We start from the raw sequence: 24,349 nt of genomic DNA on the forward strand, positions 1-24,349 counted from the left end.
GGGGACGACCCCGCCATACTGGCCGCATGGCAGAGGATCAGGACGTCATCGTCGTCGGAGCAGGCCTCGCCGGGCTGGTGGCCGCCCGCACCCTCGCCGAGCGCGGGCTGTCCGTGCTCGTGCTGGAGCGCGAGGCGGAGCCGGGCGGGCGACAGCGCACCCGGACGGTGGACGGGTTCATCCTGGACCGGGGCTTCCAGCTGATCAACCCCGCCTACCCGGACCTGCCGAAGCACGCGGACCTCGCGGCGCTCGACCTCAAGCAGTTTCGAGCCGGCGTGCTCGTGCGGGGCACGGACGGGCTGGCGCTGCTCGCCGATCCGCGGCGCGAGCCCGCCGCCGTGGGCCGCATGCTGCGCACGACGCGCGGCACCGGCCTGCTCGAGCCCCGGACCCTGGCGGGCCTGGCGCGGTGGGCGGGGCCCGCCGTCGTCGCCCCGGGCCGGTCGAAGCGCGGCGACGACGCGCCGCTGGCCGAGGCGTGGGACGCCGCCGGCGTGACCGGGCCGCTGCGCCGGGCGGTGCTCGAGCCGTTCCTGCAGGGCGTGCTCGCGGACCCGCATCTGACCACCTCGCACCGCTTCGTCCAGCTGCTGGTCCGGATGTTCCTCCTGGGCACCCCGGGGGTGCCCGCCCGCGGCGTGCAAGCCCTGCCGGACCAGCTGGCCGCCCGCGCCCGTGCCGCGGGCGCCCGAGTGGAGCACGGCGTCGCCGTGGACCGGGTGACGCCGGAGGGCACGGGAGTCCGCGTGGACACCGCGGACGGGCGCGCGCTCGCCGCGCGGGCCGCCGTCGTGGCCGTGGGGCCGGAGGCGTTCGGCCCGGTCACCGGGCAGGCGGGCGTGCCCTCGCGCGGGCTGACCACGTGGTGGTTCCGTGCCCCGGGCGCCCCGGCCGAGCGGTTCCTGGCGGTGGACGGCACCCGCTGCGGCCCGCTGGTGCACACGGCCGTGATGAGCGCGGTGGCCCCGAGCCTGTCCCCGGACGGCACGCCCCTGGTGCAGGCCACGGCGCTGCTGGACCCGGCCGCCGCCCCCGTCCCGGACGAGGCCGCCCGCCTGCACGCGGGGCGCATCTGGGGCGTGGACGCGGCCGGGTGGGACCTGCTGGCGCGGGACGACGTCGCCCATGCCTTGCCCGTGCAGTCCGTCCCGCTCGAGCTGCGCCGGCCGGCCCGGGTCGCCCCGGGCGTGTACGCCGCCGGCGACCACCGGGACACCGCGTCCATCCAGGGTGCCGTGGTCTCCGGGGCGCGGGTGGCGAACGCGGTCGCGGCGGATCTGGCGGCGCGCGCCTGACGCGTCGACCCGGCAGCCCTCCGCCTCTTAGGCTGACGGCCTCGCCGCCCGGACCCGGGCGCACCTGAACGGAAGGACCGAGATGGCGACGACGTCCCATGTCAGTACCGAGGCACACGAGATCCCCACCGAGGACCTCGTCCCGGACGAGCGCACCGGCGGCGACGTCCTCGTGGAGGTGATGCGGGCCGCGGGCGTGGACGTCGCCTTCGGCGTGATCAGCATCCACAACCTCCCGCTCGTGGAGGCCGTGGACCGCGAGCTGCGGTTCGTCCCCGTGCGCCACGAGGCCGCTGCCATCAACGCCGCGGACGGCTACGCGCGCGCCACGGGCGGGATCGGCGTCGCGTTGACCTCCACCGGCACCGGTGCGGGCAACGCAGCCGGCTCCATGCTCGAGGCGATGGCGGCCTCCAGCCGCGTCCTGCACATCACCGGCAACATCACCGCCGACCTGATCGGCGAGGGCAAGGGCGCGTACCACGAGGTCCCGCGCCAGATGCAGATGCTCGAGGCCGTCAGCGCCCACGCCCTGCGGGTGCAGACCCCCCGCGAGGCACGCGCCGTGCTCACCGAGGCCGTTCAGCTGGCGTCCTCCGCCCCTTCCGGGCCGGTGAGCGTGGACTGGCCCATCGACCTGCAGTACCTGGCGAAGCCGGACGAGCAGAACACGGTGCCCGAGCGCACCGAGACGCTGCGCACGGGTGCCGAACGGGACATCGCGCGGGCCGCGGCGGTGCTGCGCGAGTCCCGCCGCCCCCTCATCTGGGCCGGCGGCGGCGCCCGCCAGGCCGGCGCGGACGTGGTGGCCCTCGCCGAGTCGTGGGGCGCCGGCGTGCTCACGGGCACCAACGGCCGCGGCACGGTCCCCGAGGACCACGCCCTGCTGATCGGCAACTTCCCCGCGGACGAGGCCGTGCTCCCCCTGTACGAGGAGGCGGACTGCCTCCTGACCATCGGCTCCCACCTGCGCGGCAACGAGACGCAGAACTTCGCGCTGCCCCTTCCCGAGCGGCACGTGCAGATCGACCTGGACGCCGAGGTGATCGGCAAGAACTTCCCCGTCACGGTGGGCCTGCAGGCCGACGCGCGCTCCGCCGTCGCCGCCCTCACGGAGGCGCTGGGCGAGACCGCCACCGAGGCCGGCTGGGCGGCGCGCGCGCGCCGGGCAGCCGACGCCGCGCGCGCGGCGCACCGCGAGGACATCGGCGCGTACGCCGGGATCTGCGACGCGATGCGCAGTCGCCTGCCCCGCCGCGCCGTGATCGTCCGGGACGTCACCGTGCCGGGCAGCTCGTGGGGCAACCGGCTCCTCGAGGTGTACGACGCGCGGGACAACGTCTTCGCCGCCGGCGGCGGCATCGGCCAGGGCCTGGCCATGGCGATCGGCGCCGGCGTGGGCCGGCCGGGCGACCCGGTGCTGGCGATCGTGGGCGACGGCGGCCTGGCCGTCCATCAGGGCGAGCTCGCCGTGCTGGCGGCCGAGGCCCCGGACGTGGTGCTGGTGGTGTTCAACGACGGCGGCTACGGCGTCCTGCGCAACATCCAGCGGGCGCGGGGCGTGCAGACGCGGGCCGTGGACCTGCTGACCCCGGACTTCTCGCTGCTGGCCGAGTCCGTGGGGTTGCGCCACACGAAGGTGGACGGCCCCACGGGCTTCGACAAGGCTCTGAAGAAGGCGCTCAAGCGCGGCGGGCCGTCCATGATCGAGGTCGACGTCCCGGCTCTGCGGCCGCAGCCCGCCCCGATGGTCCCGCCGATCCAGGTCCCCTCCACCGAGGGCGGTGCCGCGTGAGGGCCCCGGTGATGGCCGCCGCCCTCGGCGGCATGGGCGTCCTGCACCTCGCGAAGCCCGAGCCCTTCGACCAGCTCATCCCGCCCATGCTGCCCGGTTCGGCCCGCGCGTGGACGTACGGGTCCGGGGTGGCCGAGCTTGCCGTGGCGGGGCTGCTGGCGGTGCCGGCGACGCGCCGGGCGGGAGGCGCGGCGGCCGCCGCCCTGTTCGTGGGCGTGTGGCCCGGGAACATGTGGATGGCGTGGCGGTTGCGGCACCGGCCGCCGGTCGCGCGGGCCGTGGCCTATGCCCGGCTGCCGCTGCAGATTCCGATGATCGGCTCCGCGGTGCGGATCGCGCGCGGGGAGGGCTGAGACGGAGGGCGGGGTGTGGGGCCGGTGCCGAACTCGGCCCCGCCTCAGCCCTCCAGCCCCGTTTCCCGCAGGGTGATGTTGATCCGCCCCGACTCGAGCCCGCACCCCTGCGGCGCGGTGCCCGGATACACCTTCGGCACCCCGTGGTAGGCCAGGCGGGACGGGCCCCCGAACACGAACAGGTCCCCCGAGGCCAGGTCCAGGTCCTGCCAGGGGCGGGTCCGCGTGCGGGTGTTCCCCAGCCGGAACCGGCAGGTGTCCCCGATGGACAGGGACACCACGGGCGCCCGGGATCGCTCGTCCTTGTCCTGGTGCATGCCCATGCGCGCGTCGTCCTCGTAGAGGTTCACCAGCGCCGTGTCCGGTGTGTAGGCGGCGGCGGCCGCCTCGTCCCCCGTGGCGGCCGCGAGCGCCGACCGGCCGAGCCGCACCATCCAGTCCGGCACGTCCAGTACGCGGTTGCCGTTCACGTCCACGGCCTCCCGGGAGTAGGCGTAGGGCCGCCAGTGCCAGCCGAGGCACACGGTGCGCACGCTCATCTTGTGCGCCCCGATCCGTGCGGCCCGCAGCGGCACGGGCCCGGCGGTCCACTCGTGGAACCGGGCCACGATCCACCGCTGCTGCTCCAGGGTGAGGAACCCGGGCACGTGGTGGGCGCCGTCGGGCAGGGCCACGGCCGGGCGGGCCAGGACGTCGTCGCCGAAGAGGGGCTCCATGCCGGCCCGTCGCCGCCGCGCTCAGCGGGCCGCGACGGCCTCCTGGGCCGGGGCGGGCGTCGGTGCCTCCGCCCGCTGGCCGGCGGCCATACGAGACCAGTTCCAGAACCCGTAGACGCTGTTGACCAGATACGCGGACCACATGACCACGAGGGTGGCGTCCGCGCCGCCCTGCGACCGCAGGGTCACCACCCACAGGGCGATGGACAGCACGTTCACCACGATCCACAGCGCCCACTGCTCGGTGTACCGCTGCACCGTGAGCACCATGGCCACCACGCTGAGCACGACGGCGGCCGAGTCGAGGCCCACGCTGGCTCCGCCGACCACCCGCAGGATCCACGCGACGGCCACCACGGCCACGGCGCAGGCGAGGGCCAGCATCCCCCGGTGCCGGGGCGTCATGGTCTTCACGGCCACATCCTCGCCGCGGACGGACTCGCCCCGGTCCACGGCGCGGCGGCGCCACACGATCAGGCCCAGGATGTTCATGGGCACGTAGTACGCCCAGTTCAGGGCCACCTCGCCGTACAGCGAGTACTGCAGGGACATCCACCCGTACAGGGCCACGGAGACGAGGCCGAACACGTAGTTCGAGATCCGTCCCTTGGCGATCAGCACCACGCACAGCACGCCGGTGACGGCCGCGACGTAGGACAGCAGGTCCCCCTGGCTCACCACATGGACCACGGTGCTGATGACCAGAAACAGGCCGATCCAGATCCGCTCGAACACGGTCCACGCAGACCAGGGGCCGAAGACGGCGCGGAGCCCGGCGGCCGGGCCGCCCGTCCGGGCGGCAGGGGAAAGGGGGATGTTGCTCGACGCGCTCACGTCGTCTCCTTTGTTTTTAGGCTGGCGATGGAAGTCGAAACCCAGCTTCAGTTGTGATCCCGGTCCTCCGGGGGTGCGGACCATCATGCCCCACGCCGGCGTCCGCCGCCATCGGGCCGCGCGCCCCACGGGTGGGATACTGGACGCCATGCGCCCCCAGAGCCCCTCCCCCACGCGCGACGCCGTCCCCGCCCCGCAGGAGAACGTGTGGCTCGCGGCCGTGCGCTCCGACCCGGAGCACCCCCGCCGGTATGCGCAGCGGTGGGATCGGTTCGAGGAGATGGGCCGGGACATCGATGGCGAGGCTCGCCTGGTGGACTCCCTCGCCGAGCGCGGCGCCCGCATCCTGGACGCCGGCTGCGGCACGGGACGGGTCGGCGGCCGCCTGGCCGCGCTGGGCCATGCGGTGGCAGGCGTGGACCTGGACCCGCACCTGATCTCCGTGGCGCGCGAGCGGTTCCCCGGCCAGCGCTGGGAGGTGGGGAACCTGGCCGAGTTCACCCTCGCCGGCGAGGACGGCTCCCCCGACGTCTTCGACCTGATCGTCTGCGCCGGCAACGTCCCGACGTTCCTCGCGGAGGCCGAGCGCCGCCCGGCCCTGGAGCGGATGCTGGCGCATCTGGCCCCGGGCGGGCGGCTGGTGACCGGGTTCGGCGCCGGCCGCGGGTACCCGTTCGAGGACTTCACCGCGGACGCCCAGGCCACCGGCTGGCGCGTGGACGCCCGGTTCTCCACGTGGCAGCTGCACCCGCCGGCGGAGGACTTCCTGGTGGCGCTGCTCAGTCGCGCGGACGGCTGAGCCGCCGCTGCACCGCGCCCACGGCGCGCACCATGGCCCGCCGCGGCAGGGCGCGGGCCAGGACGGGCACGAACCGGTCGTCCGTGACGATCGACGGCGGCGGGACCTCGCGGTCCAGCGCCGCAAGGGCGGCCGCCACCACATGGTCCGGCGTGGCGGCGCGGGGGCGCCGCGTGGTGCCGTCCGGGTCCGCGACGTCGAAGAACTCCGTGTCCGTGCTGGACGGGGACACGCACAGCACCCGCAGGCCGCTCCCCCGCTGCTCCTCCCACAGGGCCTCCGTGAAGCTGAGCACGAAGGCCTTGGCCGCGGCATACACGGCCATCCGCGGCGTCGCCTGGTAGGCCAGCACGCTCGCCACGTTCACGAGGAATCCGCTCGGGGTGGCGGCGATCAGGTCCGGCAGGAACGCGTGGCTGAGGTCGACGACGGCGGCCACGTCCAGCGCGATCATCGCCTGCCGCCGGTCCGGGTCGGACTCCGGGAACAGTCCGGACGCGCCGAACCCGGCATTGTTCACCAGCCCGTGACGCGGAGGCCACGGGCGGCGAACGCCCGTGCGAACGCGGCGCCGATGCCGGAGCTCGCCCCGGTCACCACCACGGTGTGCCCGGTCAGGTCCATGCGGCGCCCCGGCGGGCCAGGTAGTCCTCCTCCGGCCAGCTGCTGACGCCGGTGACGCGCATCCGGGTGACCCGGCCGTCGTCGTCGAGCTCGAAGGGGATCCGCTCCCCCGAGGTGCCGAAGCCGTCCGTGTCCTCCACGCGCAGCGTGGTCGCGTCGAGGGCGCGCAGCTCCTCGGCCGCGTCCAGGGGACCCGGGGTGGTGGGATCCAGCTTCACGAGCCGGCCGCCCTCGGCCACGATGTCCGTCTCCCCCCACAGGCAGTGGTACCGGCCGGTGAGGCGCCGCAGGTCCTGCTCGGTGACGCCGTCGGGCAGCGCCTGCCAATCCGCCGCGGGCCGGGTGAGCAGGTCGATCAGCTGCACCAGGCCCACCGCGAGCGCATCCGCGGGTCCGTCCACCGCGTTGGTGAGCACGCACACCGTGAGCGCCGTGTCCGGGTCCACGAGGGTGCGGGTGATCTGGCCCGGGAAGCCCCCGGAGTGGCCCACCAGGCGCCGCTCCCCCACCGTGACGCCGATCAGGCCGAGGCCGTAGGTGCCCGTGCCGGACCCCCGCGGGAAGCTCGCCTCGGCCCGATGCATCAGGCGCAGAGTGCGATCGGTGAGGAGCCCGCCCTGGCCCAGGGCGAGGGAGGCGAAGAACCGGCTGAGGTCCTCGGCCGTGGACACGAACCCGGTGGCCGCGGCGAGGGCGCCGGTGGTCGGGTTGCCGACGGTGACGCGGACGCGGTCCCGCCCGTGCGGGCGGGAATGCCCGGTGACGAGGCGCGGGGCGGCGGTGGCGTCGTCGTCCGCTGCGCCGTCCGTGGCCGCGGCGAGCTCAGGGCTGGTCCGCGCCAGGCCGAGCGGCTCGAGCACCGCGGTGCTCACGTGGGAGACGGATTCGGAGCCGGTGAGGCGCTCGATGATCGCGCCCAGGACGCCGTAGCCGACGTTGGAGTACTTGAAGTGCTCCCGCGGGGCGCACGTGGCGCCGTGCTCGGCCACCAGCTCGCGGAGCGCCTCGGCATCCGGGAAGGGCTGGTCCAGCTGCCAGAAGTCGGCGTCCACGCCGTCGCGGATCGCGCCGGAGGTGTGGCTGAGCAATTCGCGGACGGTGGCCTCGGCCAACGGGGTGCCCGCATAGTCCTCGAGCAGGTCGCCGACCGTGTCGTCCAGGCGGAGCCGACCCGCCTCCACCAGCTGCAGCACCGCGACCGCGGTGAAGGTCTTGGAATGGCTGGCCACCCGGAACAGGTGCTCGGTGGTGATCGCCTCCCCGGCCGCCTGGTTCGCCTCCCCGAACGCCTCGGAGAGGACCAGCGCGTCGCCCCGGCGGACGGCCGCCTGCGCGCCGGGCACCTGGCGCACCTCCACCTGGGTGGCGAGCCAGCGGCTCAGGTACGGGGCCAGCTCCCGCAGCTGAGCCAGGCTCGGACGGGCAGGCGCGCCCGGGGCAGATGTGGTCTGGGTCATGGCCGCCAGCCTAGGCCGCGGCGGGCACAATGGGGCCCATGGCCCTGCAGCAGAGCACCGACCCCCAGGCCGCCACGCGGGACGGCCGGGATGGCTGACCTGGGCGATCTGCGCGTACCCCCCGGCCCCGGTGCGCCGCGGGGCCTGGTGGTCCCCGCCGTCGAGCTCATCGAGCGGTTCTCCCACGCCTCCGGTCCCGGCGGCCAGGGCGTCAACACCGCCGACTCCCGCGTGCAGCTCAGCCTGGACCTGGGCACGACGACGGCGCTCACCGACGCCCAGCGCGCCCGCGCCCTGGCCGTCCTCGCCCCGCGCCTGGCCGGGACCGTGCTGCGGGTCGACTCCGCCGAGCACCGCGCCCAGCGACGCAACCGGGTGGCGGCCCGCGAGCGTCTGGCCGCGCTGCTGCGGGAGGCGCTGGCGCCGGAGGTCCCGCGGCGGGCCACGAAGCCCACCCGCGGCTCGCAGCGCCGCCGGCTGCAGGCCAAGCGGCAGCGGTCCGAGGTCAAACAGGCCCGGCGCCGGCCGGGACGGGACTGAGCGCTCCGGGCCGCGAGCCGAGTGTCGTGTTCCGGGCGGAATGCGCCCAGAATCCGCGCGGCATTCCGCCCGGAAGAGCACACTCGCCCCGACGGCGACGAAGCCCGACGGCGATCGAGTCCGCCCTCCCGGGCGCGCCGGTCAGGCCCGCTTCACCACGGAGGACTTGAGGTACATCTGCCCCTGGCCGGGGACCTTCGCGCTGATGTCGTGCCCGTCCACGGGCGACTCCAGCAGACGGATCCCGCGCACCTTGGTGCCGGACTTGATGGTGGCCCCGCCCTTGACCTTGAGGTCCTTGGCGATTGTCACGTCGCACCCGTCCTCGAGCGCGTTCCCGACGGCGTCGCGCACCTCGGCCACCGCGCCCGCCTCGTCGGCGGCGTCCCCCTCGGCGGACCACTCGTGTCCGCACATCGGGCAGGTCAGCAGGGCGCCGGACTCGTACGTGAAGTCTTCACCGCACGCGGGGCAGGGCGGGAGGGCGTCGGCGGTGGGCTGGTCGGTCACGGCGGGAACTCCTGACGGGGTGGGGGCCTCGGCACCGGACGGCGAACGCGGGCCGGCGTCGTGGGGACGTGCGGGCGCCGCGGACCCGGCCAGCCTAGTGCCCGCCCCGCAAGGGGGCTGGCCCGACCCCCGGCCGGCGCGCGAGCATGGGGGCATGGACACCCGCGCTCTGCTGACCGACGCCGCCCGCCGTCCCCTGGACCTGGCCCGCCCCGTGCTGGACGGGCTCACCCCCGAGGCCGCCCACACCCTGCCCGGGGACCGCGCGAACTCGATCGCCTGGCTGCTGTGGCACGCGGCCCGGCAGATGGACGTGCAGACCTCCGCGCTCAGCGGCGAGCGGACCGTGTGGGCCGCCGGAGACTGGGCGGCGCGCCTCGGGGTGGACCGCCCGTCGAACGACTTCGGCTTCGGGGACGACGTCGACGCCGTCCGGGCGCTGCGCGTCACCGACGTCGCCGCGCTCGGCGCGCACCTCGAGGCGTGTGTCGCGGCCCTCGTGGCGTACGTGGCCACGCTCTCGGACGACGAGCTGGACGACGTCGTCGACCCGTCCTACACGCCCCCGGTGACCCGCGGGGTGCGGCTCGTGAGCATCATCGACGACACCGCGATCCACCTCGGCCAGGCTGCCTTCGCCCGCGGACTGGTGGACGGCTGGTCCTACGGCGTGTGAGCAGGACGCCGGTTGACCACGAGGCATAGACAGCAATGAGCACCAACCCAAATGAGATAGTCAGTTTTACTGACTCGCTGTTCGCGATCGCTTTTGCTGGTTACGCCACTTGGCGAGGCGCGGTGACCATCTATACGAGGACCATCGGGAGCCGCAAGTCTATTTCTAGTAAAATCGATCAACTAGACCTAGGGATCACCCAAGAGTTTGTGGAACAGCTTCTCGGACAGCCAAAGTTCAGGACTGCGGCCGACGGTCACTGCCTAATGACCTTCGAAACGAAGCATGCCCTGATCGCCACCGTTTGTGATAGTTCGCTGACTGTTGTGGCATTCGGATTGACGGTTACGGATCGGAAATACTCATACAACATAGGTAGGCTCAAAAACATCACGAGCTCGGTGAAGCTAGGAACGCCTGGTTACGAAAGGTTGCCCCGTCCAAGTCGCGCAGTTTTTGGCTCGGGTAAGCGCGACGCCTACTACTCCGAGTCCCACTGGTACGCCGAAGCATTCGGCGGGGGCCATAGTCACAAAATCGAAAGTAGAGCAATCGGAGGAATACACGAAATTTCAGGCGAATCCGGCTCGCCAATCCCACCTACAGGCAGCACTACTAATTGGGACACGGCCGGGGGTTCAAAGGTTGGCGACGAAAAGGCATGGGACGCGTGCATCGACTGGGCCCGCTCATCGTTCGCGCCAAACACGTTGCTCGTGCCCGCAAACGCACCACTTCCTCCGGCACCCCGGGATCCGAGACCGCTCAACCAGCAGTAGATAGAGGCAGACCTCATTACGAACGGCACCGAGGTCTACCTGGGCCAGGCCGCGTGCGCGCGCGTCATCCTGGACGGGTGGACGGCTGGTCCTACGGGGTGTGAGCCCGGTGCTGTTCAGCGGCGCGGCCGACGCCGCGGCCGGCTGATCCACGCCAGGTAGGCGCTGCCCGCGGTGAGGGCGGCGCCGCCGGCGGCGACCACGGGCCCGGCGAACGGGCCGAGCCGGTCCTTGTACGCCACCAGAACGTTGGTGCCGCCCGTGATCATGGCGGCCACCACCATGGCGGCCACCACGCGATCGCCGGTGCGCTCGACGCGGGTCACGAGGGGCTCGAGCTCGCTGGTCCGCACGTTGATGTCGATCCCGCCGTCCTCGACGCGCTCCATCAGGGTGCGGAGGTAGCGGGGCAGGTCCAGGCCGAGCTCGGCGGCGGTGAGGGTGGCGCGGCCGAACCGGCCGGCGATCCGCCGGGGGTCCAGCTGCTCCCCCACCAGGCGCAGCACGAACGGGTCCAGCACCCGCGTGTAGTCGAAGCCCGGGTGCAGGCGCCGGCCGAGGCCGTCCACGATGATCAGCATCCGGAAGAGCTGCACGAGCTCCGGTGGCATGGACAGCCGGTGCCGGCGGACGATCGCGAAGATCTCGGACACCAGCTGGGGCACGCGGATGTCCTGCAGGTCACGCCCGTCGAGGCGCATGACGATCCGCCCGACCTCGGAGCGCAGCACGCGGCGGTCCACGGCCCCGCGAGGCGGGGCGATCTCCAGCAGCGCACGCACGAGCGCGTCCACGTCCTGCTGGGCCAGGGCCATGGCCAGCCCGCCGAAGCGGTCCCGCACGGCCGGGGTGATGCGGCCCACGGATCCGAAGTCGATGAACCCGATGGTGCCGTCCTGCTCGATGAACAGGTTGCCGGCGTGCGGGTCGGCGTGGAACACGCCCTGCTCGAACACCATGCGCAGCAGCACGTCGGCGGCGCGGTAGGCGAGGTCCTCGCGATCGATCCCGGCGGCGTCGAGGCCGGCGAGGTCGTCCACGCGCATCCCGGAGAGGCGCTGCATGGTGAGCACGCGGGAGGAGGTCAGCTCCCAGTCGATCCACGGGAACCGCACATCGGGGGTGTCCTGGAACCCTGCAGCAATCTCCTCGCAGGCGCGCGCCTCCACGATGAAGTCCAGTTCGGCCCTCAGCGACCTGTCGAACTCGTCCACCATGGCCGGCACGTCCATGTCGGCCAAGGTGCGTGAGGCGCGGGTCAGCCGTCCGGTGAGGGTGCGCAGGATCTCCAGGTCCGCGGTCACCTTCTCCACCACGCCCGGCTTGCGGACCTTCACGACGACGTCGCGCCCGTCCCGCAGCCGCGCCGCGTGCACCTGGCCCACGGAGGCGGTGGCCAGCGGGCGGCGGTCGAACTCGGTGAACAGCTCGTCGACACCGGCGCCGAAGTCCTCCTCGATCGTGCGGGCCGCGGCTTCGAAGGGGACGGCGGCGGTGTTGTCCGTCAGGCGGGCGAACGCCGCGATGTAGGACTCCGGGAACAGGTCCGGCCGGGAGGAGATCAGCTGCCCGAGCTTGACGAAGGTGGTGCCGAGCTCCTCGAAGGTGCGGACCACGAGCTCGGGGCGCGCCTCGGCGTCGATCCCGCGGTGCACCGCCCGCTCCTCGGGGGACAGCCAGCGGCCCAGCCCCGCCTGCACCGCCGTGGCCATGAGGCCGTTCCGTGCCATGACATGGGCGATCTCGCGGTACCGGTGCAGGTGGAGGGCCATGGGCCCCACGCTACAGACCGCAGCCGGGTGCGGCCGCGGGACCGCGGGCCGAACGCGGGCCGGACGCATGGTGTGCAGGGCCGCCCGGCCTCCGCGGGACCGGCGTGGGATGATGCTCGCATGAGCGGCGAGCACCCGGGCCACGGCCGGCAGGACACGGACGTCGAAGAGCCCATCGAGAAGGCACACCACGAGGCCGCCCAGGAGGGTGAGGAGCGCCTGCACCGCTCCTGGCCCGTGCTCCTGGCCACCGGGTTCCTCGGCGGCGTGGAGATCACCATCGGCCTGCTGGCCTACCTGCTCACCCTGCACGAGACGGACAGCCACCTGTTGGCCGGCCTGGCCTTCTCCATCGGCTTCGTGGCGCTCTTCCTGGCGCACTCGGAGCTCTTCACCGAGGGCTTCTACTACCCCATCAAGGCCGTGACCACCGGCCGGGGCACGGTGCTGGAGCTCGTGCGGCTGTGGTCCATGACGCTCCTGACCAACCTGGTGGGCGGGTGGGTGACCATCGGGCTGGTCACGGTGGCCTTCCCCAAGCTCCACGAGACCATGGCGACGTCGGCGCGCCACTTCCTGGAGATCGGTCTCAGCTGGCAGGGGGCGGCGTTGGCGGTCCTGGCGGGCACGGCCATCACGCTGATGACCCGCATGCAGGCCGGGACGGACAGCGACGGCGCCACGATCGCCGCCTCGGTGGCGGGCGCCGTCGTCCTGGCGGGCGGCTCGCTGTTCCACTCGGTGATGGACTCGATCCTCATCTTCGGCGCCATCCAGTCCGGCGCCGAGGGCATCACCTACCTGGACTGGCTGGGCTGGGTGTGGTGGGTCATCCCCCTGAACATGCTGGGCGGGCTGCTGCTGATCACGGCCCCGCGCGTCGTTCGTTCCATCGAGGCGGACGACGACGGCGGCGACGAGCCCCGCTGACCGCTCACCCGGCGTCGCGGCGTTCCGTCGTGAGGGTGAACCCGTGCGCGCGGAGACGCTCCACCAGCGCCTGGCCCAGCCCCGTGGCGGGGGTGAGGACGCCGGCGGCCTCGGGCAGGGCAGGGTCCTCGGAGGCCAGCGCCAGTGCGGACTCCCCCAGCATGACCGCGGTGCCGGTGTAGCCCGGGTCCCGGTCCGCGGCCACGCGGGTGACATAGCGGGCGCCGGTGGTGGTCGTCGCCTCCACCTCCATGACGAACCGGCCGCGGGCCATGGTCTCCTCGGACGGGCCGTCGCCGGGCTTCGACAGGGCGCGGTCCAGCAGAGCGCGCGTCGGGGAGAACCGCATGCCTCCGGCGACGCCGCCGAGGACCGCCGTCATGGCCGCGGCGGTGAGGGCCCCGCGCGGGCCCGTCCCGGTGTCCGAGACCTCGGTGTACCGGAACCCGCGGCCGTAGGACCAGTCCGTCAGGGCATTGCTGCGCCGCACGATCCGGGTGTTGTACCCGGCCATGAAGAACGGCGCCTGCCACGTGCCGGAGTCGGTGTCCCGGCGGACGGGCGCGGCCGCGGCCAGACGGTGACGGCGCCCGCGCGGACCCTGCGCCGGGGACGCGCCGGCCTCGGAGACGGGGTGGCCGGCGTCGGCCCGGTCCGGCTCCGCGTCCCGGTCCGGAGACAGGCCGTAGGGGTCGCGGACCAGGGCAGCCCTGTCCGGGTCCTCGGCGGCCTCGGCGAACTGGCGGCGCATGGAGTCGATCGTGCCGCCGCTCATCCCGCCGCGCATCGAGCGGACGTGGAGGACGGTCCGGCCGAGCGTGCCCTCACCGTCCTCGGCGGCGCGCCGGGCGGTGAGCCACACGCCCAGGTCGGAGGGCACCGAGTCGAAGCCGCACGAGGTGACGATCCGCGCGCCGGTGGCCTGCGCCGTCGCGTGGTGCCGGTCGATCATGTCCCGGACGAACAGCACCTCGCCCGTGAGGTCGACGTAGTGCGTGCCCGCGGCCGCGCACGCGCCCAGCAGATGCCGCCCGTACGCGGTGTACGGGCCCACGGTGGTGACGACGGCGCGCGTGCGCCGGGCGAGGCGGCGCACGGCCACCTCGTCCAGGGTGTCGACGACGAGGAGCGGCCAGTCCGCCGCCGGGTCCGGCAGGTCCGCGCGGACCTCGGCGAGCTTGGCCTCGGTGCGTCCGGCGAGCGCGATGCGCAGCTCCGCCGGGGCGCTGCGGGCGAGGTGGGCGGCGGTGAGCCGTCCGACGAAGCCGGTGGCGCCGACCAAGACGAGGTCGAACTCGCGATTCTCCCGGGGTGGGTCGGTGGGCATGGGGTGCTGGGGGTGCGGACCGGTCATGGGCCCGACAGTAGCCGCTGGTCGAGGCCCAGTGGGAGGGCCCGCGAGCGGACGGGAGGGAGCAGTCGTGGACGCCCTCGCGCAGCGGCGCCGCGTGGTCGCCCTCGAGCTCGAGGGCGTGAGCGGCACGACCGGCACCGTCCCAGACCCCGGCCACGGCGGGGTGTTCCAGCACCACGAGGCGTTCACCCGGGCCCTGCTGGAGCACCTGGCGGGCTGAGGACGCCGACCTCAGCGGCGCCCGCCCTGCTCCCGCTCGGGGATTCCCGCGGCCCACAGGGCGGCCGCGATGAGGGCGGGCTGGCCGAACAGCCGCGCCAGGCGGCGGCCGTCCGTGTCCAGCCCGAAGCCGTCCTTGCGCTCGGCGTACTGCCCGATGTTCCCGGGGTAGATCGCGGTGTAGAAGGCCGCCAGGGCGGTGCCGGTCAGGCGGCGCTGCCCGGGGAGCGCCAGCAGAGCGGCCCCGAGGCCGATCTCGGCCACGCCGGATCCGAGCACCACGAGGTCCTCCGGAAGCGGGACCCACGAGGGCACCTGGGCGCGGAACTCACGGCGCGCCACGGTGAGGTGGGACAGCCCCGCGGCGGTCATGAACCCGCCGAGGCCGAGGCGGGCGGCGGTCTGGGAGAGGGGGACGGGCTGCCGGCGCTTCGTCATCACGCCTCCCCGAGCTCGAGGACGACGTCGATGTTGCCCCGGGTGGCGTTCGAATAGGGGCACACCTGATGCGCCTGCTCCATGAGGGCGCGGGCCTGGTCCGCGGGGACGTGGGGCAGCACGACCTCGAGGGTGACCTCCAGGCCGAAGCCCTCACCCTGGCGGCCGATGCCCACGCGCGCGCCGACGGAGGAGTCGGTGATGTCGGCACGGGAGGCACGGGCGACCATCTGCAGGGCCGAGTGGAAGCACGCGGCGTAGCCGGCGGCGAACAGCTGCTCGGGGTTGGTGCCCTGGCCGGAGCCGCCCATCTCGGTGGGCACGGCGAGGTCGAGGTCGACCCGCCCGTCGGTGGTGCGGACATGGCCGTCGCGGCCGGCGCCGGTGCTGAGCGCCTCGGCGGTGTAGATGGTCTCCATGAGAGGTCCTTTCATCCGCCCGCCCCGTGCGGGACGAGTCGGCTCCAGCCTGCCACCCGGTTAGGTCGCGCGCAACCAAGTCGCGCCCCAGCGACCACTAGAATGCTCCCATGGATGCCGCGCCGACCCCCAGCCTCGCCCTCGAGGACCAGCTCTGCTTCGCCCTGCACCGGGCGACGCGCGCCGTCACGCGCGGCTACGGCCCCCTGCTCTCCCGCCTCGGCCTCACCTACCCGCAGTACCTCGTGATGCTCACCCTGTGGCAGGTGGAGAGTGACGCCTCGGCTGAGACGGATGCGTCGACACCGGACGCCGGGACGCTGGGAGTCGGCGCGCTGCGGGACAGGCTCGGCATGGACAACGGCACCATCACGCCTCTGGTGCGGCGCCTGGCCTGCATGGGGCTCGTCACGCGGGAGCGCGACGTCCGCGACGAGCGGCGCGTGCTGGTGCGGCTGACGGACGAGGGGCGGGCGCTGCGGGCGTCCGCCCGGACGGTCCCGGCGGACGCCCTCACCCGGATCCCCCTCGACGTCTCCGAGCGCCAGGTCCTCATGGACCAGCTGAACCGGATCACCGAGGCCGTCGGGCCGCGCTGAGACGGCGGGAGCGGCCCGCGCGCGGAGCGCGGTCAGCGCACCCGGTCCAGGATCGCCCGGGCGACGGCGTCCGCCTCGCGCTCGGGCAGCCAGTGGTCCGCGTCGAGCTTCACAAACCGGTACTCCCCCGCCACCTGCCCCGCCGTGAGCTCGGCGGCCCGCGGCCCCAGGGCCGCGTCCCGGGTGCCCCACACATACGTGGTGGGGACCGACACGGGCGCGCTGCTCGTGGTGGTCACCAGATCCGGGTTCGCCCGATACCAGTTCACCGGGCCGCGCAGGCTCTGCGGGGTGGAGAACCGGCGGGCGTAGTGCTCCGCCCCGGGGACCTGCCCCCGCTGCAGCAGGGAGCCCAGCCGTCGCGCGAGGATCCGTTCGGGGAGGGACGGTGCCTGGAAGGCGGCGATGTACCAGCTGCGGCGCAGCTGGTCAGGGCCGCGCAGGGCGCGGGCCAGGGCGGCCGGGTGCGGCGTGGACAGGACGGTCAGGGACGCGACGCGCTCGGGGTGCGCGGTGGCCAGCGCCCAGGCGACGGCGCCGCCCCAGTCATGGCCGACGACGTGGACGCGCCGCGCCCCCGCCGCGTCCGCCAGCGCGACGGCGTCCCCCACGAGCGCCGGGAGGCGGTAGGCCGCCGTCGCCCGCGGAGCGGCCCCCGGGGAGTAACCGCGCTGGTCCGGCGCGAGGGTGCGCAGCCCCGCGGCGTGCAGCAGCGGCTCGACGTGCCTCCATGACGTGGCGTCCTGCGGGAAGCCGTGCAGCAACAGGACCACCTCTCCCTCGGCCGGTCCGCCGTCGCGGACGTCGAAGGTCAGGCCCTGATGCCGGAATGTGGCCATGCGGCCCCCGAGCGCGCCGTCGCTCGTCACAGCCGGACGACCATCTTCCCCGTGTTGGCGCCCTCGAGCAGGTCGATGAACGCCTGGGGTGCGTTCTCCAGGCCCTCCCGGACGGTCTCGTCCCACTGGATCTTCCCGTCGGCGACCCACGGGCCCACGCGCTCGAGGAACTCGGGGCGGACCTGCGCCGCGTACTTCTGCAGGACGAAGCCGCGCAGGGTCAGCCGCTTGCCGATTGCCAGCGCGAGGTTGCGCGGGGCGGCCGGCGGCTCCGTCGAGTTGTACTGGGCGATCGCACCGCACATCGCCACGCGGCCGTCGACCCGCATCGCGGCGATGGCGGCCTCGAGGTGGTCGCCGCCCACGTTGTCGAAGTAGACGTCGATCCCCTCCGGCGCGGCCTCGGCCAGCAGGTCCGTGGGCGAGCCGTCGTGGTAGTTGAACGCGGCGTCGAAGCCCAGCTCCTTCACCCACGCCACCTTCTCGGGCGTGCCGGCCGAGCCGACGACGCGCGAGGCGCCCAGGAGGCGGGCGATCTGGCCGGCGACCGAGCCGACGGCCCCCGCGGCGCCCGAGATGAAGACGGCGTCGCCCTCCTGCATCTCGGCCACGTGCACGAGGCCGGTGTAGGCGGTCAGACCCGTCATGCCCAGCACGCCCAGGTAGGTGCTGTCCGAGAACTGGGAGGTGTCCACGGCCTGGACGGTGTCGCCGTCGAGGACGGCGTGCTCGCGCCAGCCGAGGCCGTGGAGCACGGACGTGCCCTCCGGCACGTCCGCGTGGCGCGAGGCGATCACGGTGCCCACCGCGCCGCCGTCGAGGGGGGCGTCGAGCTGGAACGGGGGCACGTAGGACTCGACGTCGTTCATGCGGCCGCGCATGTACGGGTCCACGGACATCACAGTGTTGCGCACGAGGACCTGGCCTTCGGCGAGCTCGGGGAGCTCGACCTCCGTGAGGCGGAAGTTCTCCGGCGTCGGGGCGCCGTGGGGGCGGGAGGCGAGGTGGATCTCGCGCGTGCGGGTGGGGGTGCTCATCGAGTGGTCTCCTCGGGGTCGAAGTGGTGGGCTCGGCGGGGAGGGTCAGCGGGCGAGCAGGTCCAGGAGGCGGCGGGCGGCGTCGGCGGAGGAGGCCGGGTTCTGGCCGGTCACCAGGGTGCCGTCCGTGACCACGAAGCTCTCCTGATCCGGGCCCTTGCGGTAGTCCGCGCCGGCGGCGATCAGGGAGTCCTCGACGAGGAACGGGACCACGTCCGTCAGCTGGGCGGCCTCCTCCTCGCCGTTGGTGAACCCGGCGACCTGACGGCCGCGCACGAACGGGGTGCCGTCGGCGGCGGTGATCGGGTGCAGGATCCCGGGCGCGTGGCAGACGAGGCCGAGCGGGCGTCCGGCCGCGTCGCTGTCGAGGATGATCCGCGTGGAGTCGGCGTCGGACACCAGGTCCCACAGCGGGCCGTGACCGCCCGGGTAGAAGACGGCGTCGAACCCGTCCACGTCCACCTGTGCCAGGGGCGTGGTGTGGGCCAGGGCGGCCTTGGCCTCCTCGTCCTGGTCGAACCGGCGGGTGGCCTCGGTCTGCATCTCCGGCTTCGAGCTCGTCGGGTCGATGGGCGGCTGGCCGCCGCGGGGCGAGGCGAGGGTGACCTCGTGGCCGGCGTCCGTGAAGACGTAGTAGGGCGAGGCGAACTCCTCGAGCCAGAACCCGGTCTTGCGGCCGGTGTCGCCCAGCTGGTCGTGCGAGGTGAGGATCATCAGGATGCGGGACATGTCGGGGGCCCTTTCGTTGGTGGGGACTGCACTCTCATGGTCGTACACAACCGAATCTCGGGCAAGGGTGACGCTGCCCACCAGCCTCACGCCGCGGCCGCCGCGCCCGGGACATCAGCGCTCCGTCACCCGCCCGTCCTGGACCTGCCAGCGGCGGTCGGTGCGGACGGTGTCCAGCATGCGGCGGTCGTGGGTGACGAGCAGCAGGGCGCCCTCATAGGTCTCCAGCGCCTGCTCGAGCTGCTCGATGGCCTCCAGATCCAGGTGGTTGGTGGGTTCGTCGAGCACGAGGACGTTCACCCCGCGGGCCTGGAGCAGGGCCAGGGATGCCCGGGTGCGCTCGCCGGGCGAGAGCTCGTCCACGGGGCGGTTCACGTGGTCGGCCCTGAGGCCGAACTTGGCCAGCAGGGTGCGCACCTCCCCGGAGGCCATCTCGGGCACGAGCGCCTCGACGGCCGCGGCGAGCGGGACGGTCCCGGCCAGCAGCGAGCGCGCCTGGTCGATCTCCCCGATCTGCACGCTGGATCCCAGGGCGGCCATGCCCTCGTCCGGGGCCTGGCGGCCCAGCAGCCCGCGCAGCAGGGTGGACTTGCCGGCCCCGTTGGGCCCGGTGATGCCGATCCGCTCCCCCGCGTTCACCTGGAGGGACACCGGGCCGAGCGTGAAGCCGCCCTGCCGGAACACGGCGTCGTTGAGGGTGGCGACCACCGAGCTGGAGCGCGGCGCCGCACCGATGGTGAACTCCAGCCTCCACTCCTTGCGCGGCTCCTCCACCTCCTCCAGGCGCGCGATGCGGCTCTCCATCTGCCGGACCTTCTGGGCCTGCTTCTCGCTCGACTCACTGTTGGCCTTGCGGCGCAGCTTGTCGTTGTCCGGGGACTTCTTCATCGCGTTGCGCACGCCCTGACTGGACCACTCCCGCTGGGTGCGGGCGCGGGAGACGAGGTCCTGCTTCTGCTCGGCGAACTCCTCGTACCTCTCCCGGGCCTGGCGGCGCAGGGTGGCCCGCTCCTCGAGGTAGGCCTCGTAGCCGCCGCCGTAGACGCGGTTGGTGCGCTGGGCGAGGTCGAGCTCCAGGACGCGGGTGACGCAGCGGGCCAGGAACTCGCGGTCGTGGCTCACCAGCACGACGCCGCCGCGCAGCTCCTGCACGAAGGCCTCCAGGCGGGTCAGGCCGTCGAGGTCGAGGTCGTTGGTGGGCTCGTCCAGGAGCACGACGTCGAAGCGGGAGAGCAGCAGCGCGGCGAGGCCGACGCGGGCGGCCCGCCCACCGGAGAGGGAGGTCATGAGGACCTGTTCCGGGGAGGCGGAGAGGTCCAGACCGAGGTCGGCCAGGACGGCGGGGATGCGCTCCTCCAGGTCCGCGGCGCCGGAGGCCAGCCAGCGGGTGAGGGCGGTGTTGTAGCGGTCCGCGGCGGCGTCGGTGACGTCCGGGTCGGCCAGTGCCTCGGCAGAGGCGTCCATCTCGCGGGTGGCCTCGGCGCAGCCGGTGCGGCGGGCGATGTACCCGGCCACCGTCTCCCCCGACACGCGCTCGTGCTCCTGCGGGAGCCAGCCGACGAAGGCGTCCGAGGGGGCGAGGGACACGGTGCCGGCCTGCGGGGCCAGGTCCCCGCCGAGGATGCGCAGCAGCGTGGACTTGCCCGCGCCGTTGGCCCCCACGACGCCGACGACGTCCCCCGGCGCGACGGTGAGGTCGAGCGCGTCGAACAGCGTGCGATGGCCGTGGCCGCCGGCCAGGCCGGAGGCGACGAGGGTGGCGGTCATGCTTCTCCTGGCTCGGGTGCGCTTCCCTGGGGCGGGTCACCGCCACACTGTCACAGATCCCCCGGGGCACCGCCCCCGGGCCCCGACTCCCGGATCTGCGGCGCGCTTCCTTCCTTGCCCTGACAGGGGGAGAGTCATAGCGTCGCCAGGGTCAGGTGCGCGGCTCCGCGCGGCGCACACGGCGCTCCAGAGAGGGAAGGCAGAGCACTGATGACTGAACCGGTGAAGTACACGCCCGACATCGAGCATTCGGTCGACCGCGAGGAGGACCTGACCCGCGAGATCCTGGCCCAGATGGGCGCGGCACAGCGCCGCGCGGCGGGAGAGCACAAGCACGCCCACCGCGACGCCCACGCCAAAAGCCACGCCGTCCTCAAGGCCACGCTGGAGGTGCACGAGGGCCTGGCTCCCGAGCTGGCGCAGGGCATCTTCGCCCGTCCGGGCACCTACGAGGCGGTGGCGCGGCTCTCCTCCGCACCCGGGGACATCCACACCGACCGCACTCCCGCCCCGCGGGGCTGGGCCTTGAAGGTGCTGGGGGTGGAGGGCAAGCGGCTGCTGCCGGATCTGGGCAGCCACAATCAGGACTTCCTCATGGTGAACTTCCCGACGCTCGCCTTCGGCACCGTGGCCCGCTACAAGGAGATGCTGAGCCTGCTGGAGAAGAACTCCCAGTCCCCCGAGCTGCTGCAGCGCCTGACGACGGGCGCCGCGCGCGTGGTCCGGGGTGCGGTGGAGACCGTCGGGGGGACCCCCAGCGCCACCCTGGAGGGCCTGGGGCGGGACAACGCCCACGTCCTCGGCGAGACGTACTTCACCCAGGGCGCCCTGCGCTACGGGGACCACGTCGCGAAGATCTCGCTGGCCCCGGCGTCCGAGAACGTGCGCGCCCTGACCGGTCAGGACATGAAGGTGGAGGACTTCTCCTCGATCAGCGAGATCGTCGCCGACTTCTTCTCGCGTGAGAGCGCAGAGTACGTCCTGCGGGCGCAGCTGGCGACCGACCCGGAGCGCATGCCGGTGGAGGACGCATCCGTCCTGTGGGACGAGGAGGAGGCCCCGCACCAGCCCGTCGCCACCCTGCGCATCGAGGCGCAGGAGAGCTACAGCCATCCCCGCCGCGTCTACGGTGACGACGCCCTCACCTTCAACCCCTGGAACGGCGTGGTCGAGCACCAGCCGTTGGGCTCCATCATGCGCGTCCGCAAGCGCGCCTATGAGCAGTCCACTCGCTTCCGCCACGAGTTCAACGACCGCCCGGCCCCCGAGCCGTCGTCGCTCGACGACATCCCGGACTGATCCCGGCCCCACCCCTCACCATTCACCCCGAAGGATTCTCGAAGGAGGACCTCATGAACGACCGCCCCGACCCCCGACTGCAGGACGAGAGCCGCCTCGACGCCGTCAAACGCGCCGTCGAGGACGTCGCCCAGGACGCCCCCACACTGGCCAAGATCGCCCTCGAGGCGATGATCCGCGAGCACAACCCGGACCTGTCCGGCACCGCCGACTCCGCCGGCCGCGTGGGGATGCGCTCGGGCAAGGTCTCGGAGCTGACCGCGATCGCCCGCCTTAAGCCGGGCGGCGCCGAACGGCTGCAGCGCATCTTCGACCTGACCCGCGGCAACATGGACGGCGCCCAGCGCGTGTCCACGCTCCACGACATGCGCTTCGTCTTCTTCGACGACAACACCCGCATCCTCTTCGCCACGGCCTACGACGGCGACTGGGACGCGTACATCAACGACTTCGCCACCAAGATCCCCGAGCTGATGGACCTCCTCTTCCAGAACGTGGAGGGGTGGCCGGGCATCGACAGCCCGACCGTGAAGGACTTCATCGCCGACCACCAGATCACCGCCTCCGGGTGGTTCGTGGCGAACCCGCAGGTCACCGTGGTGGACACGCGCCGACTGCAGCGCACCGAGGACGCGGTGAACACCTTCCTGGACCAGATGGCCGGGCGCACCGACCTGGACGAGGACACCGCGGCCGCCCTGAAGCAGCTCACCGACACGATCTCCACCCCCGAGGCGGTGGACTACTGAGATGGGCGTGCTCAAGGAGCTGAAGGAACGTTTCGAGCGGGAGCGCGTCGAGCTGCGCCTGGACGACATCCAGGGCCTGGTGCTGCGGTCGCGGCCCGAGCCCTACGTCGGCGCCCACGCCATGTTGACCGTGGAGGAGGCCGAAGGCGGCCGGGACTTCGTCCGCCGCCTGGCCGAGCACGTCACCTCCGCGCAGGACTGGGCCGATGACCTGCAGTCCTGGACCGGCGTGGCGATCAGCTATGCCGGCCTGCGCGCCCTCGGGCTGCCCGAGGACTCCCTGGCCAGCTTCCCGCTGCCCTACCAGCAGGGGATGGCCGCCCGCGCTCAGCAGCTCATGGACACCGGGCCGAATGCCCCGGAGCACTGGGACGAGGCGTTCACCCAGGACGCCTGCCATATCGCGCTGACGATCTACGCGGCCGACGCCGACGCCCTGGACGCCGCCCTGGACCAGGCGAAGGAGGTGCTGGAGCACTCCACCGGAGTGACCCTGGTGGCCACCCACCGGTTCGGGGTCGACGAGCTCAACAAGAACCCCTTCGGCTTCCGGGACTCCATCTCGCAGCCGACGGTGGCCGGCAGCGGGGTGCGGCCGCAGCCGGGCCAGGAGCGCTCCATCTCCGCCGGCGAGTTCATCCTGGGCGAGAACAGCGAGACCGGCTCCCCGCTGGCCGTGCCGCAGCCGGATGTGCTGGGCCGCAACGGGACCTACGTGGTGCTGCGCAAGTTCGCCAGCCGGGTGGGCGCCTTCAACGAGTACCTCGCCTCGCAGAGCCCGGATCCGGAGGAGCAGCACCGGATCGCCGCGAAGATGTTCGGTCGGTGGCGCAGCGGCGCCCCGCTCGTGCTCTCCCCGGACCACGACGACAAGGAGCTGGGCAACGACCCGGAGCGGCGCAACGACTTCACCTTCGAGGACGACCCGAAGGGCCTGATGTGCCCGCACTCCAGCCACATGCGCCGCCTCAACCCGCGCGACAGCGACCTGTCGATCATGACGGACGTCAACATCAAGCGGATCATCCGGCGCTCCTCGACCTACGGTCCCGGGTGGTCGCCGGAGGTGACTTCGGCCGACGACGCGAAGGAGGACCGCGGGATCTACTTCATCTTCATCAGCGCCCGGGCCTTCGACACGATCGAGTTCATGCAGCAGGAGTGGATCAACGGAGGCAACTTCGTCGACCTCGGCTCCGAGCGGGATCCGATCGTCGGTCTGCACGAGGACGACCCGACGCAGGGACGGTTCACCATCCCCGCCGAGCCGGCCCGCAAGCGCATCGACGGCATCACCACCTTCAACCGGATGGCCGGAGGCGAGTACCTCTTCATGCCCTCGCTCAGCGCCCTGCGGTGGATCGGTGAGGGGGGCTGGACCTCGGACCAGTCGGGCGCCGAGGCATGATGCAGCCTCCGTCCCCGGGCGGCCCCGCGGGCGCCCAGCCGTGGCAGGTGGACCTGGACTGGCTGTGGGGCACCCCACCGGGCAACGACGGCTCCCCCGCGACCCTGCGGCTGGACGTCGTCGGCCCCGGGGCGGCCCGGGCCGCCGTCGCGTGGCTGAACTCCCTGCCCGGGGACGAGGACGGCGTGCGGGGCAGGGGCGGCTGGCGCGCCGACCCGGGCGAGCAGCCCGACGCGGACGACCACGCGATCCTGCTGCTCACCTCGGCCGGTGAAGACGTGGCGGACGGGCTGGAGGACGCCGCCGACGACGCCCACGCGGCGCTGGCCGCCGTCAGGGGCCTCACCCTGCGGTGGACTCCCCTGCCCCGTGACCCGTCCCGCTGAGGCCCTCCGCCGCGCCAGTAGGC

Annotated in this window: 28 protein-coding genes; 14 read left to right on the top strand and 14 right to left on the bottom strand. The window is 73.3% G+C overall.

All coding sequences use genetic code 11. The features are described 5' to 3' along the window. The first annotated feature begins 26 nt into the window (after window positions 1-26). From MA879_RS05315 to MA879_RS05325, 3 genes are all read left to right on the top strand, one after another. Window positions 27-1,298, top strand: a complete 1,272-nt coding sequence (locus MA879_RS05315; RefSeq protein WP_248124018.1) for an FAD-dependent oxidoreductase — start codon at window positions 27-29, stop codon at window positions 1,296-1,298. Between the two features lie 82 nt (window positions 1,299-1,380). After that, on the top strand, window positions 1,381-3,093 hold the full coding sequence (locus MA879_RS05320; RefSeq protein ID WP_248124019.1) for a thiamine pyrophosphate-binding protein: 1,713 nt from the start codon (window positions 1,381-1,383) through the stop codon (window positions 3,091-3,093). A gap of 11 nt (window positions 3,094-3,104) precedes the next feature. Next, a complete protein-coding gene (locus MA879_RS05325; RefSeq protein WP_248124099.1) occupies window positions 3,105-3,446 on the top strand; it encodes a DoxX family protein in 342 nt (113 codons plus the stop codon). Window positions 3,447-3,490: 44 nt separating this feature from the next. Here MA879_RS05325 and MA879_RS05330 read toward each other — a convergent pair whose 3' ends face one another. Together MA879_RS05330 and pnuC are read right to left on the bottom strand one after the other, a co-directional pair. Beyond that, on the bottom strand, window positions 3,491-4,162 hold the full coding sequence (locus tag MA879_RS05330) for an alpha-ketoglutarate-dependent dioxygenase AlkB family protein (protein ID WP_248124020.1): 672 nt from the start codon (window positions 4,160-4,162) through the stop codon (window positions 3,491-3,493). Between the two features lie 21 nt (window positions 4,163-4,183). Beyond that, window positions 4,184-4,996, bottom strand: a complete 813-nt coding sequence (gene pnuC, locus MA879_RS05335) for a nicotinamide riboside transporter PnuC (RefSeq protein ID WP_248124021.1) — start codon at window positions 4,994-4,996, stop codon at window positions 4,184-4,186. Window positions 4,997-5,144: 148 nt separating this feature from the next. On the opposite strand from pnuC, the gene MA879_RS05340 reads away from it, so the two are divergent. Beyond that, window positions 5,145-5,795, top strand: a complete 651-nt coding sequence (locus MA879_RS05340; protein ID WP_248124022.1) for a class I SAM-dependent DNA methyltransferase — start codon at window positions 5,145-5,147, stop codon at window positions 5,793-5,795. Here the strand turns inward: MA879_RS05340 and MA879_RS05345 are convergent. Genes MA879_RS05345 through MA879_RS05355 form a run of 3 tightly spaced genes read right to left on the bottom strand, consistent with a single transcriptional unit; the run spans window position 5,776 to window position 7,876 of the window. Beyond that, on the bottom strand, window positions 5,776-6,315 hold the full coding sequence (locus tag MA879_RS05345) for an SDR family NAD(P)-dependent oxidoreductase (RefSeq protein WP_248124023.1): 540 nt from the start codon (window positions 6,313-6,315) through the stop codon (window positions 5,776-5,778). The genes MA879_RS05340 and MA879_RS05345 overlap by 20 nt on opposite strands. Beyond that, window positions 6,312-6,419, bottom strand: a complete 108-nt coding sequence (locus MA879_RS05350; protein ID WP_248124024.1) for an SDR family NAD(P)-dependent oxidoreductase — start codon at window positions 6,417-6,419, stop codon at window positions 6,312-6,314. The genes MA879_RS05345 and MA879_RS05350 overlap by 4 nt, the downstream gene beginning before the upstream one ends. Next, complete coding sequence (locus MA879_RS05355) at window positions 6,410-7,876, bottom strand: serine hydrolase domain-containing protein (protein ID WP_248124025.1); 1,467 nt, start codon at window positions 7,874-7,876, stop codon at window positions 6,410-6,412. Before MA879_RS05355 ends, MA879_RS05350 begins: the two co-directional genes overlap by 10 nt. 99 nt (window positions 7,877-7,975) lie before the next feature. Here MA879_RS05355 and arfB point away from each other — a divergent pair, with 99 nt between their 5' ends. Then, on the top strand, window positions 7,976-8,416 hold the full coding sequence (gene arfB / locus MA879_RS05360; RefSeq protein ID WP_248124100.1) for an alternative ribosome rescue aminoacyl-tRNA hydrolase ArfB: 441 nt from the start codon (window positions 7,976-7,978) through the stop codon (window positions 8,414-8,416). Window positions 8,417-8,557: 141 nt separating this feature from the next. Here arfB and MA879_RS05365 read toward each other — a convergent pair whose 3' ends face one another. Further along, the gene (locus tag MA879_RS05365; RefSeq protein ID WP_248124026.1) at window positions 8,558-8,926 is read right to left on the bottom strand and encodes a zinc ribbon domain-containing protein YjdM; all 369 of its coding nucleotides are present in this window, start codon (window positions 8,924-8,926) and stop codon (window positions 8,558-8,560) included. 154 nt (window positions 8,927-9,080) lie between these two features. Here MA879_RS05365 and MA879_RS05370 point away from each other — a divergent pair, with 154 nt between their 5' ends. Next, entirely contained in the window at window positions 9,081-9,602 is a 522-nt protein-coding gene (locus MA879_RS05370; RefSeq protein ID WP_248124027.1) for a mycothiol transferase, read from the top strand. A gap of 35 nt (window positions 9,603-9,637) precedes the next feature. Further along, complete coding sequence (locus MA879_RS12630) at window positions 9,638-10,381, top strand: ETEC_3214 domain-containing protein (RefSeq protein ID WP_418001218.1); 744 nt, start codon at window positions 9,638-9,640, stop codon at window positions 10,379-10,381. 116 nt (window positions 10,382-10,497) lie between these two features. Here the strand turns inward: MA879_RS12630 and MA879_RS05375 are convergent, their stop codons facing one another. After that, window positions 10,498-12,153: an ABC1 kinase family protein gene (locus MA879_RS05375; protein ID WP_248124028.1), complete on the bottom strand. Its 1,656-nt coding sequence runs from the start codon at window positions 12,151-12,153 to the stop codon at window positions 10,498-10,500. Between the two features lie 120 nt (window positions 12,154-12,273). Between MA879_RS05375 and MA879_RS05380 the strand changes: the two genes are divergently transcribed. Then, window positions 12,274-13,083, top strand: a complete 810-nt coding sequence (locus MA879_RS05380; protein ID WP_248124029.1) for a formate/nitrite transporter family protein — start codon at window positions 12,274-12,276, stop codon at window positions 13,081-13,083. Window positions 13,084-13,087: 4 nt separating this feature from the next. Here MA879_RS05380 and MA879_RS05385 read toward each other — a convergent pair whose 3' ends face one another. Continuing rightward, window positions 13,088-14,437, bottom strand: coding sequence for a saccharopine dehydrogenase family protein (locus tag MA879_RS05385; protein WP_248124030.1), 1,350 nt, complete (start codon window positions 14,435-14,437; stop codon window positions 13,088-13,090). 67 nt (window positions 14,438-14,504) lie between these two features. Between MA879_RS05385 and MA879_RS05390 the strand changes: the two genes are divergently transcribed. Further along, a complete protein-coding gene (locus tag MA879_RS05390; protein WP_248124031.1) occupies window positions 14,505-14,657 on the top strand; it encodes a hypothetical protein in 153 nt (50 codons plus the stop codon). An 11-nt stretch (window positions 14,658-14,668) separates the two neighbouring features. On the opposite strand, the gene MA879_RS05395 is transcribed toward MA879_RS05390, so the two are convergent. Further along, window positions 14,669-15,094, bottom strand: coding sequence for a DoxX family protein (locus MA879_RS05395; RefSeq protein WP_248124032.1), 426 nt, complete (start codon window positions 15,092-15,094; stop codon window positions 14,669-14,671). After that, the gene (locus MA879_RS05400; RefSeq protein ID WP_017487949.1) at window positions 15,094-15,513 is read right to left on the bottom strand and encodes an organic hydroperoxide resistance protein; all 420 of its coding nucleotides are present in this window, start codon (window positions 15,511-15,513) and stop codon (window positions 15,094-15,096) included. Before MA879_RS05400 ends, MA879_RS05395 begins: the two co-directional genes overlap by 1 nt. A gap of 110 nt (window positions 15,514-15,623) precedes the next feature. Here MA879_RS05400 and MA879_RS05405 point away from each other — a divergent pair, with 110 nt between their 5' ends. Next, entirely contained in the window at window positions 15,624-16,112 is a 489-nt protein-coding gene (locus MA879_RS05405; protein ID WP_248124033.1) for a MarR family winged helix-turn-helix transcriptional regulator, read from the top strand. Window positions 16,113-16,144: 32 nt separating this feature from the next. On the opposite strand, the gene MA879_RS05410 is transcribed toward MA879_RS05405, so the two are convergent. The 4 genes from MA879_RS05410 to MA879_RS05425 form a co-directional block, all read right to left on the bottom strand. Next, the gene (locus MA879_RS05410) at window positions 16,145-16,951 is read right to left on the bottom strand and encodes an alpha/beta fold hydrolase (RefSeq protein WP_248124034.1); all 807 of its coding nucleotides are present in this window, start codon (window positions 16,949-16,951) and stop codon (window positions 16,145-16,147) included. Between the two features lie 26 nt (window positions 16,952-16,977). Then, window positions 16,978-17,988, bottom strand: a complete 1,011-nt coding sequence (locus MA879_RS05415; RefSeq protein ID WP_002855256.1) for an NADP-dependent oxidoreductase — start codon at window positions 17,986-17,988, stop codon at window positions 16,978-16,980. Window positions 17,989-18,033: 45 nt separating this feature from the next. Continuing rightward, a complete protein-coding gene (locus MA879_RS05420; protein WP_158491460.1) occupies window positions 18,034-18,717 on the bottom strand; it encodes a type 1 glutamine amidotransferase domain-containing protein in 684 nt (227 codons plus the stop codon). Between the two features lie 114 nt (window positions 18,718-18,831). Next, the gene (locus tag MA879_RS05425; protein WP_248124035.1) at window positions 18,832-20,484 is read right to left on the bottom strand and encodes an ABC-F family ATP-binding cassette domain-containing protein; all 1,653 of its coding nucleotides are present in this window, start codon (window positions 20,482-20,484) and stop codon (window positions 18,832-18,834) included. A gap of 210 nt (window positions 20,485-20,694) precedes the next feature. Here MA879_RS05425 and MA879_RS05430 point away from each other — a divergent pair, with 210 nt between their 5' ends. Genes MA879_RS05430 through MA879_RS05445 form a run of 4 tightly spaced genes read left to right on the top strand, consistent with a single transcriptional unit; the run spans window position 20,695 to window position 24,326 of the window. Beyond that, window positions 20,695-21,783 carry a catalase family protein gene (locus MA879_RS05430; protein WP_248124036.1) on the top strand — a complete coding sequence of 363 codons (1,089 nt, stop codon included), beginning with the start codon at window positions 20,695-20,697 and terminating at the stop codon, window positions 21,781-21,783. Between the two features lie 53 nt (window positions 21,784-21,836). Beyond that, window positions 21,837-22,532 carry a hypothetical protein gene (locus tag MA879_RS05435; RefSeq protein ID WP_002855262.1) on the top strand — a complete coding sequence of 232 codons (696 nt, stop codon included), beginning with the start codon at window positions 21,837-21,839 and terminating at the stop codon, window positions 22,530-22,532. 1 nt (window position 22,533) lies between these two features. Beyond that, window positions 22,534-23,940, top strand: a complete 1,407-nt coding sequence (locus MA879_RS05440; RefSeq protein WP_248124037.1) for a Dyp-type peroxidase — start codon at window positions 22,534-22,536, stop codon at window positions 23,938-23,940. Then, window positions 23,937-24,326, top strand: a complete 390-nt coding sequence (locus MA879_RS05445) for a hypothetical protein (RefSeq protein ID WP_248124038.1) — start codon at window positions 23,937-23,939, stop codon at window positions 24,324-24,326. Before MA879_RS05440 ends, MA879_RS05445 begins: the two co-directional genes overlap by 4 nt. The last annotated feature ends 23 nt before the right edge of the window (window positions 24,327-24,349 follow it).

Origin of the sequence: Micrococcus lacusdianchii, assembly GCF_023155805.1 — a bacterium.
Taxonomy (GTDB): Bacteria; Actinomycetota; Actinomycetes; order Actinomycetales; family Micrococcaceae; genus Micrococcus; species Micrococcus lacusdianchii.

What these genes read in the sequence shown, in the direction of transcription:
- MA879_RS05315 (WP_248124018.1), top strand. Translation starts at nt 27, where the DNA reads ATGGCAGAGGATCAGGACGTCATCGTCGTCGGAGCAGGCCTCGCCGGG.
- MA879_RS05320 (WP_248124019.1), top strand. Translation starts at nt 1,381, where the DNA reads ATGGCGACGACGTCCCATGTCAGTACCGAGGCACACGAGATCCCCACC.
- MA879_RS05325 (WP_248124099.1), top strand. Translation starts at nt 3,105, where the DNA reads ATGGCCGCCGCCCTCGGCGGCATGGGCGTCCTGCACCTCGCGAAGCCC.
- MA879_RS05330 (WP_248124020.1), bottom strand. Translation starts at nt 4,162, where the DNA reads ATGGAGCCCCTCTTCGGCGACGACGTCCTGGCCCGCCCGGCCGTGGCC.
- MA879_RS05340 (WP_248124022.1), top strand. Translation starts at nt 5,145, where the DNA reads ATGCGCCCCCAGAGCCCCTCCCCCACGCGCGACGCCGTCCCCGCCCCG.
- MA879_RS05350 (WP_248124024.1), bottom strand. Translation starts at nt 6,419, where the DNA reads ATGGACCTGACCGGGCACACCGTGGTGGTGACCGGGGCGAGCTCCGGC.
- MA879_RS05355 (WP_248124025.1), bottom strand. Translation starts at nt 7,876, where the DNA reads ATGACCCAGACCACATCTGCCCCGGGCGCGCCTGCCCGTCCGAGCCTG.
- MA879_RS05370 (WP_248124027.1), top strand. Translation starts at nt 9,081, where the DNA reads ATGGACACCCGCGCTCTGCTGACCGACGCCGCCCGCCGTCCCCTGGAC.
- MA879_RS12630 (WP_418001218.1), top strand. Translation starts at nt 9,638, where the DNA reads ATGAGCACCAACCCAAATGAGATAGTCAGTTTTACTGACTCGCTGTTC.
- MA879_RS05375 (WP_248124028.1), bottom strand. Translation starts at nt 12,153, where the DNA reads ATGGCCCTCCACCTGCACCGGTACCGCGAGATCGCCCATGTCATGGCA.
- MA879_RS05380 (WP_248124029.1), top strand. Translation starts at nt 12,274, where the DNA reads ATGAGCGGCGAGCACCCGGGCCACGGCCGGCAGGACACGGACGTCGAA.
- MA879_RS05385 (WP_248124030.1), bottom strand. Translation starts at nt 14,437, where the DNA reads ATGACCGGTCCGCACCCCCAGCACCCCATGCCCACCGACCCACCCCGG.
- MA879_RS05395 (WP_248124032.1), bottom strand. Translation starts at nt 15,094, where the DNA reads ATGACGAAGCGCCGGCAGCCCGTCCCCCTCTCCCAGACCGCCGCCCGC.
- MA879_RS05400 (WP_017487949.1), bottom strand. Translation starts at nt 15,513, where the DNA reads ATGGAGACCATCTACACCGCCGAGGCGCTCAGCACCGGCGCCGGCCGC.
- MA879_RS05405 (WP_248124033.1), top strand. Translation starts at nt 15,624, where the DNA reads ATGGATGCCGCGCCGACCCCCAGCCTCGCCCTCGAGGACCAGCTCTGC.
- MA879_RS05410 (WP_248124034.1), bottom strand. Translation starts at nt 16,951, where the DNA reads ATGGCCACATTCCGGCATCAGGGCCTGACCTTCGACGTCCGCGACGGC.
- MA879_RS05415 (WP_002855256.1), bottom strand. Translation starts at nt 17,988, where the DNA reads ATGAGCACCCCCACCCGCACGCGCGAGATCCACCTCGCCTCCCGCCCC.
- MA879_RS05420 (WP_158491460.1), bottom strand. Translation starts at nt 18,717, where the DNA reads ATGTCCCGCATCCTGATGATCCTCACCTCGCACGACCAGCTGGGCGAC.
- MA879_RS05425 (WP_248124035.1), bottom strand. Translation starts at nt 20,484, where the DNA reads ATGACCGCCACCCTCGTCGCCTCCGGCCTGGCCGGCGGCCACGGCCAT.
- MA879_RS05430 (WP_248124036.1), top strand. Translation starts at nt 20,695, where the DNA reads ATGACTGAACCGGTGAAGTACACGCCCGACATCGAGCATTCGGTCGAC.
- MA879_RS05435 (WP_002855262.1), top strand. Translation starts at nt 21,837, where the DNA reads ATGAACGACCGCCCCGACCCCCGACTGCAGGACGAGAGCCGCCTCGAC.
- MA879_RS05440 (WP_248124037.1), top strand. Translation starts at nt 22,534, where the DNA reads ATGGGCGTGCTCAAGGAGCTGAAGGAACGTTTCGAGCGGGAGCGCGTC.
- MA879_RS05445 (WP_248124038.1), top strand. Translation starts at nt 23,937, where the DNA reads ATGATGCAGCCTCCGTCCCCGGGCGGCCCCGCGGGCGCCCAGCCGTGG.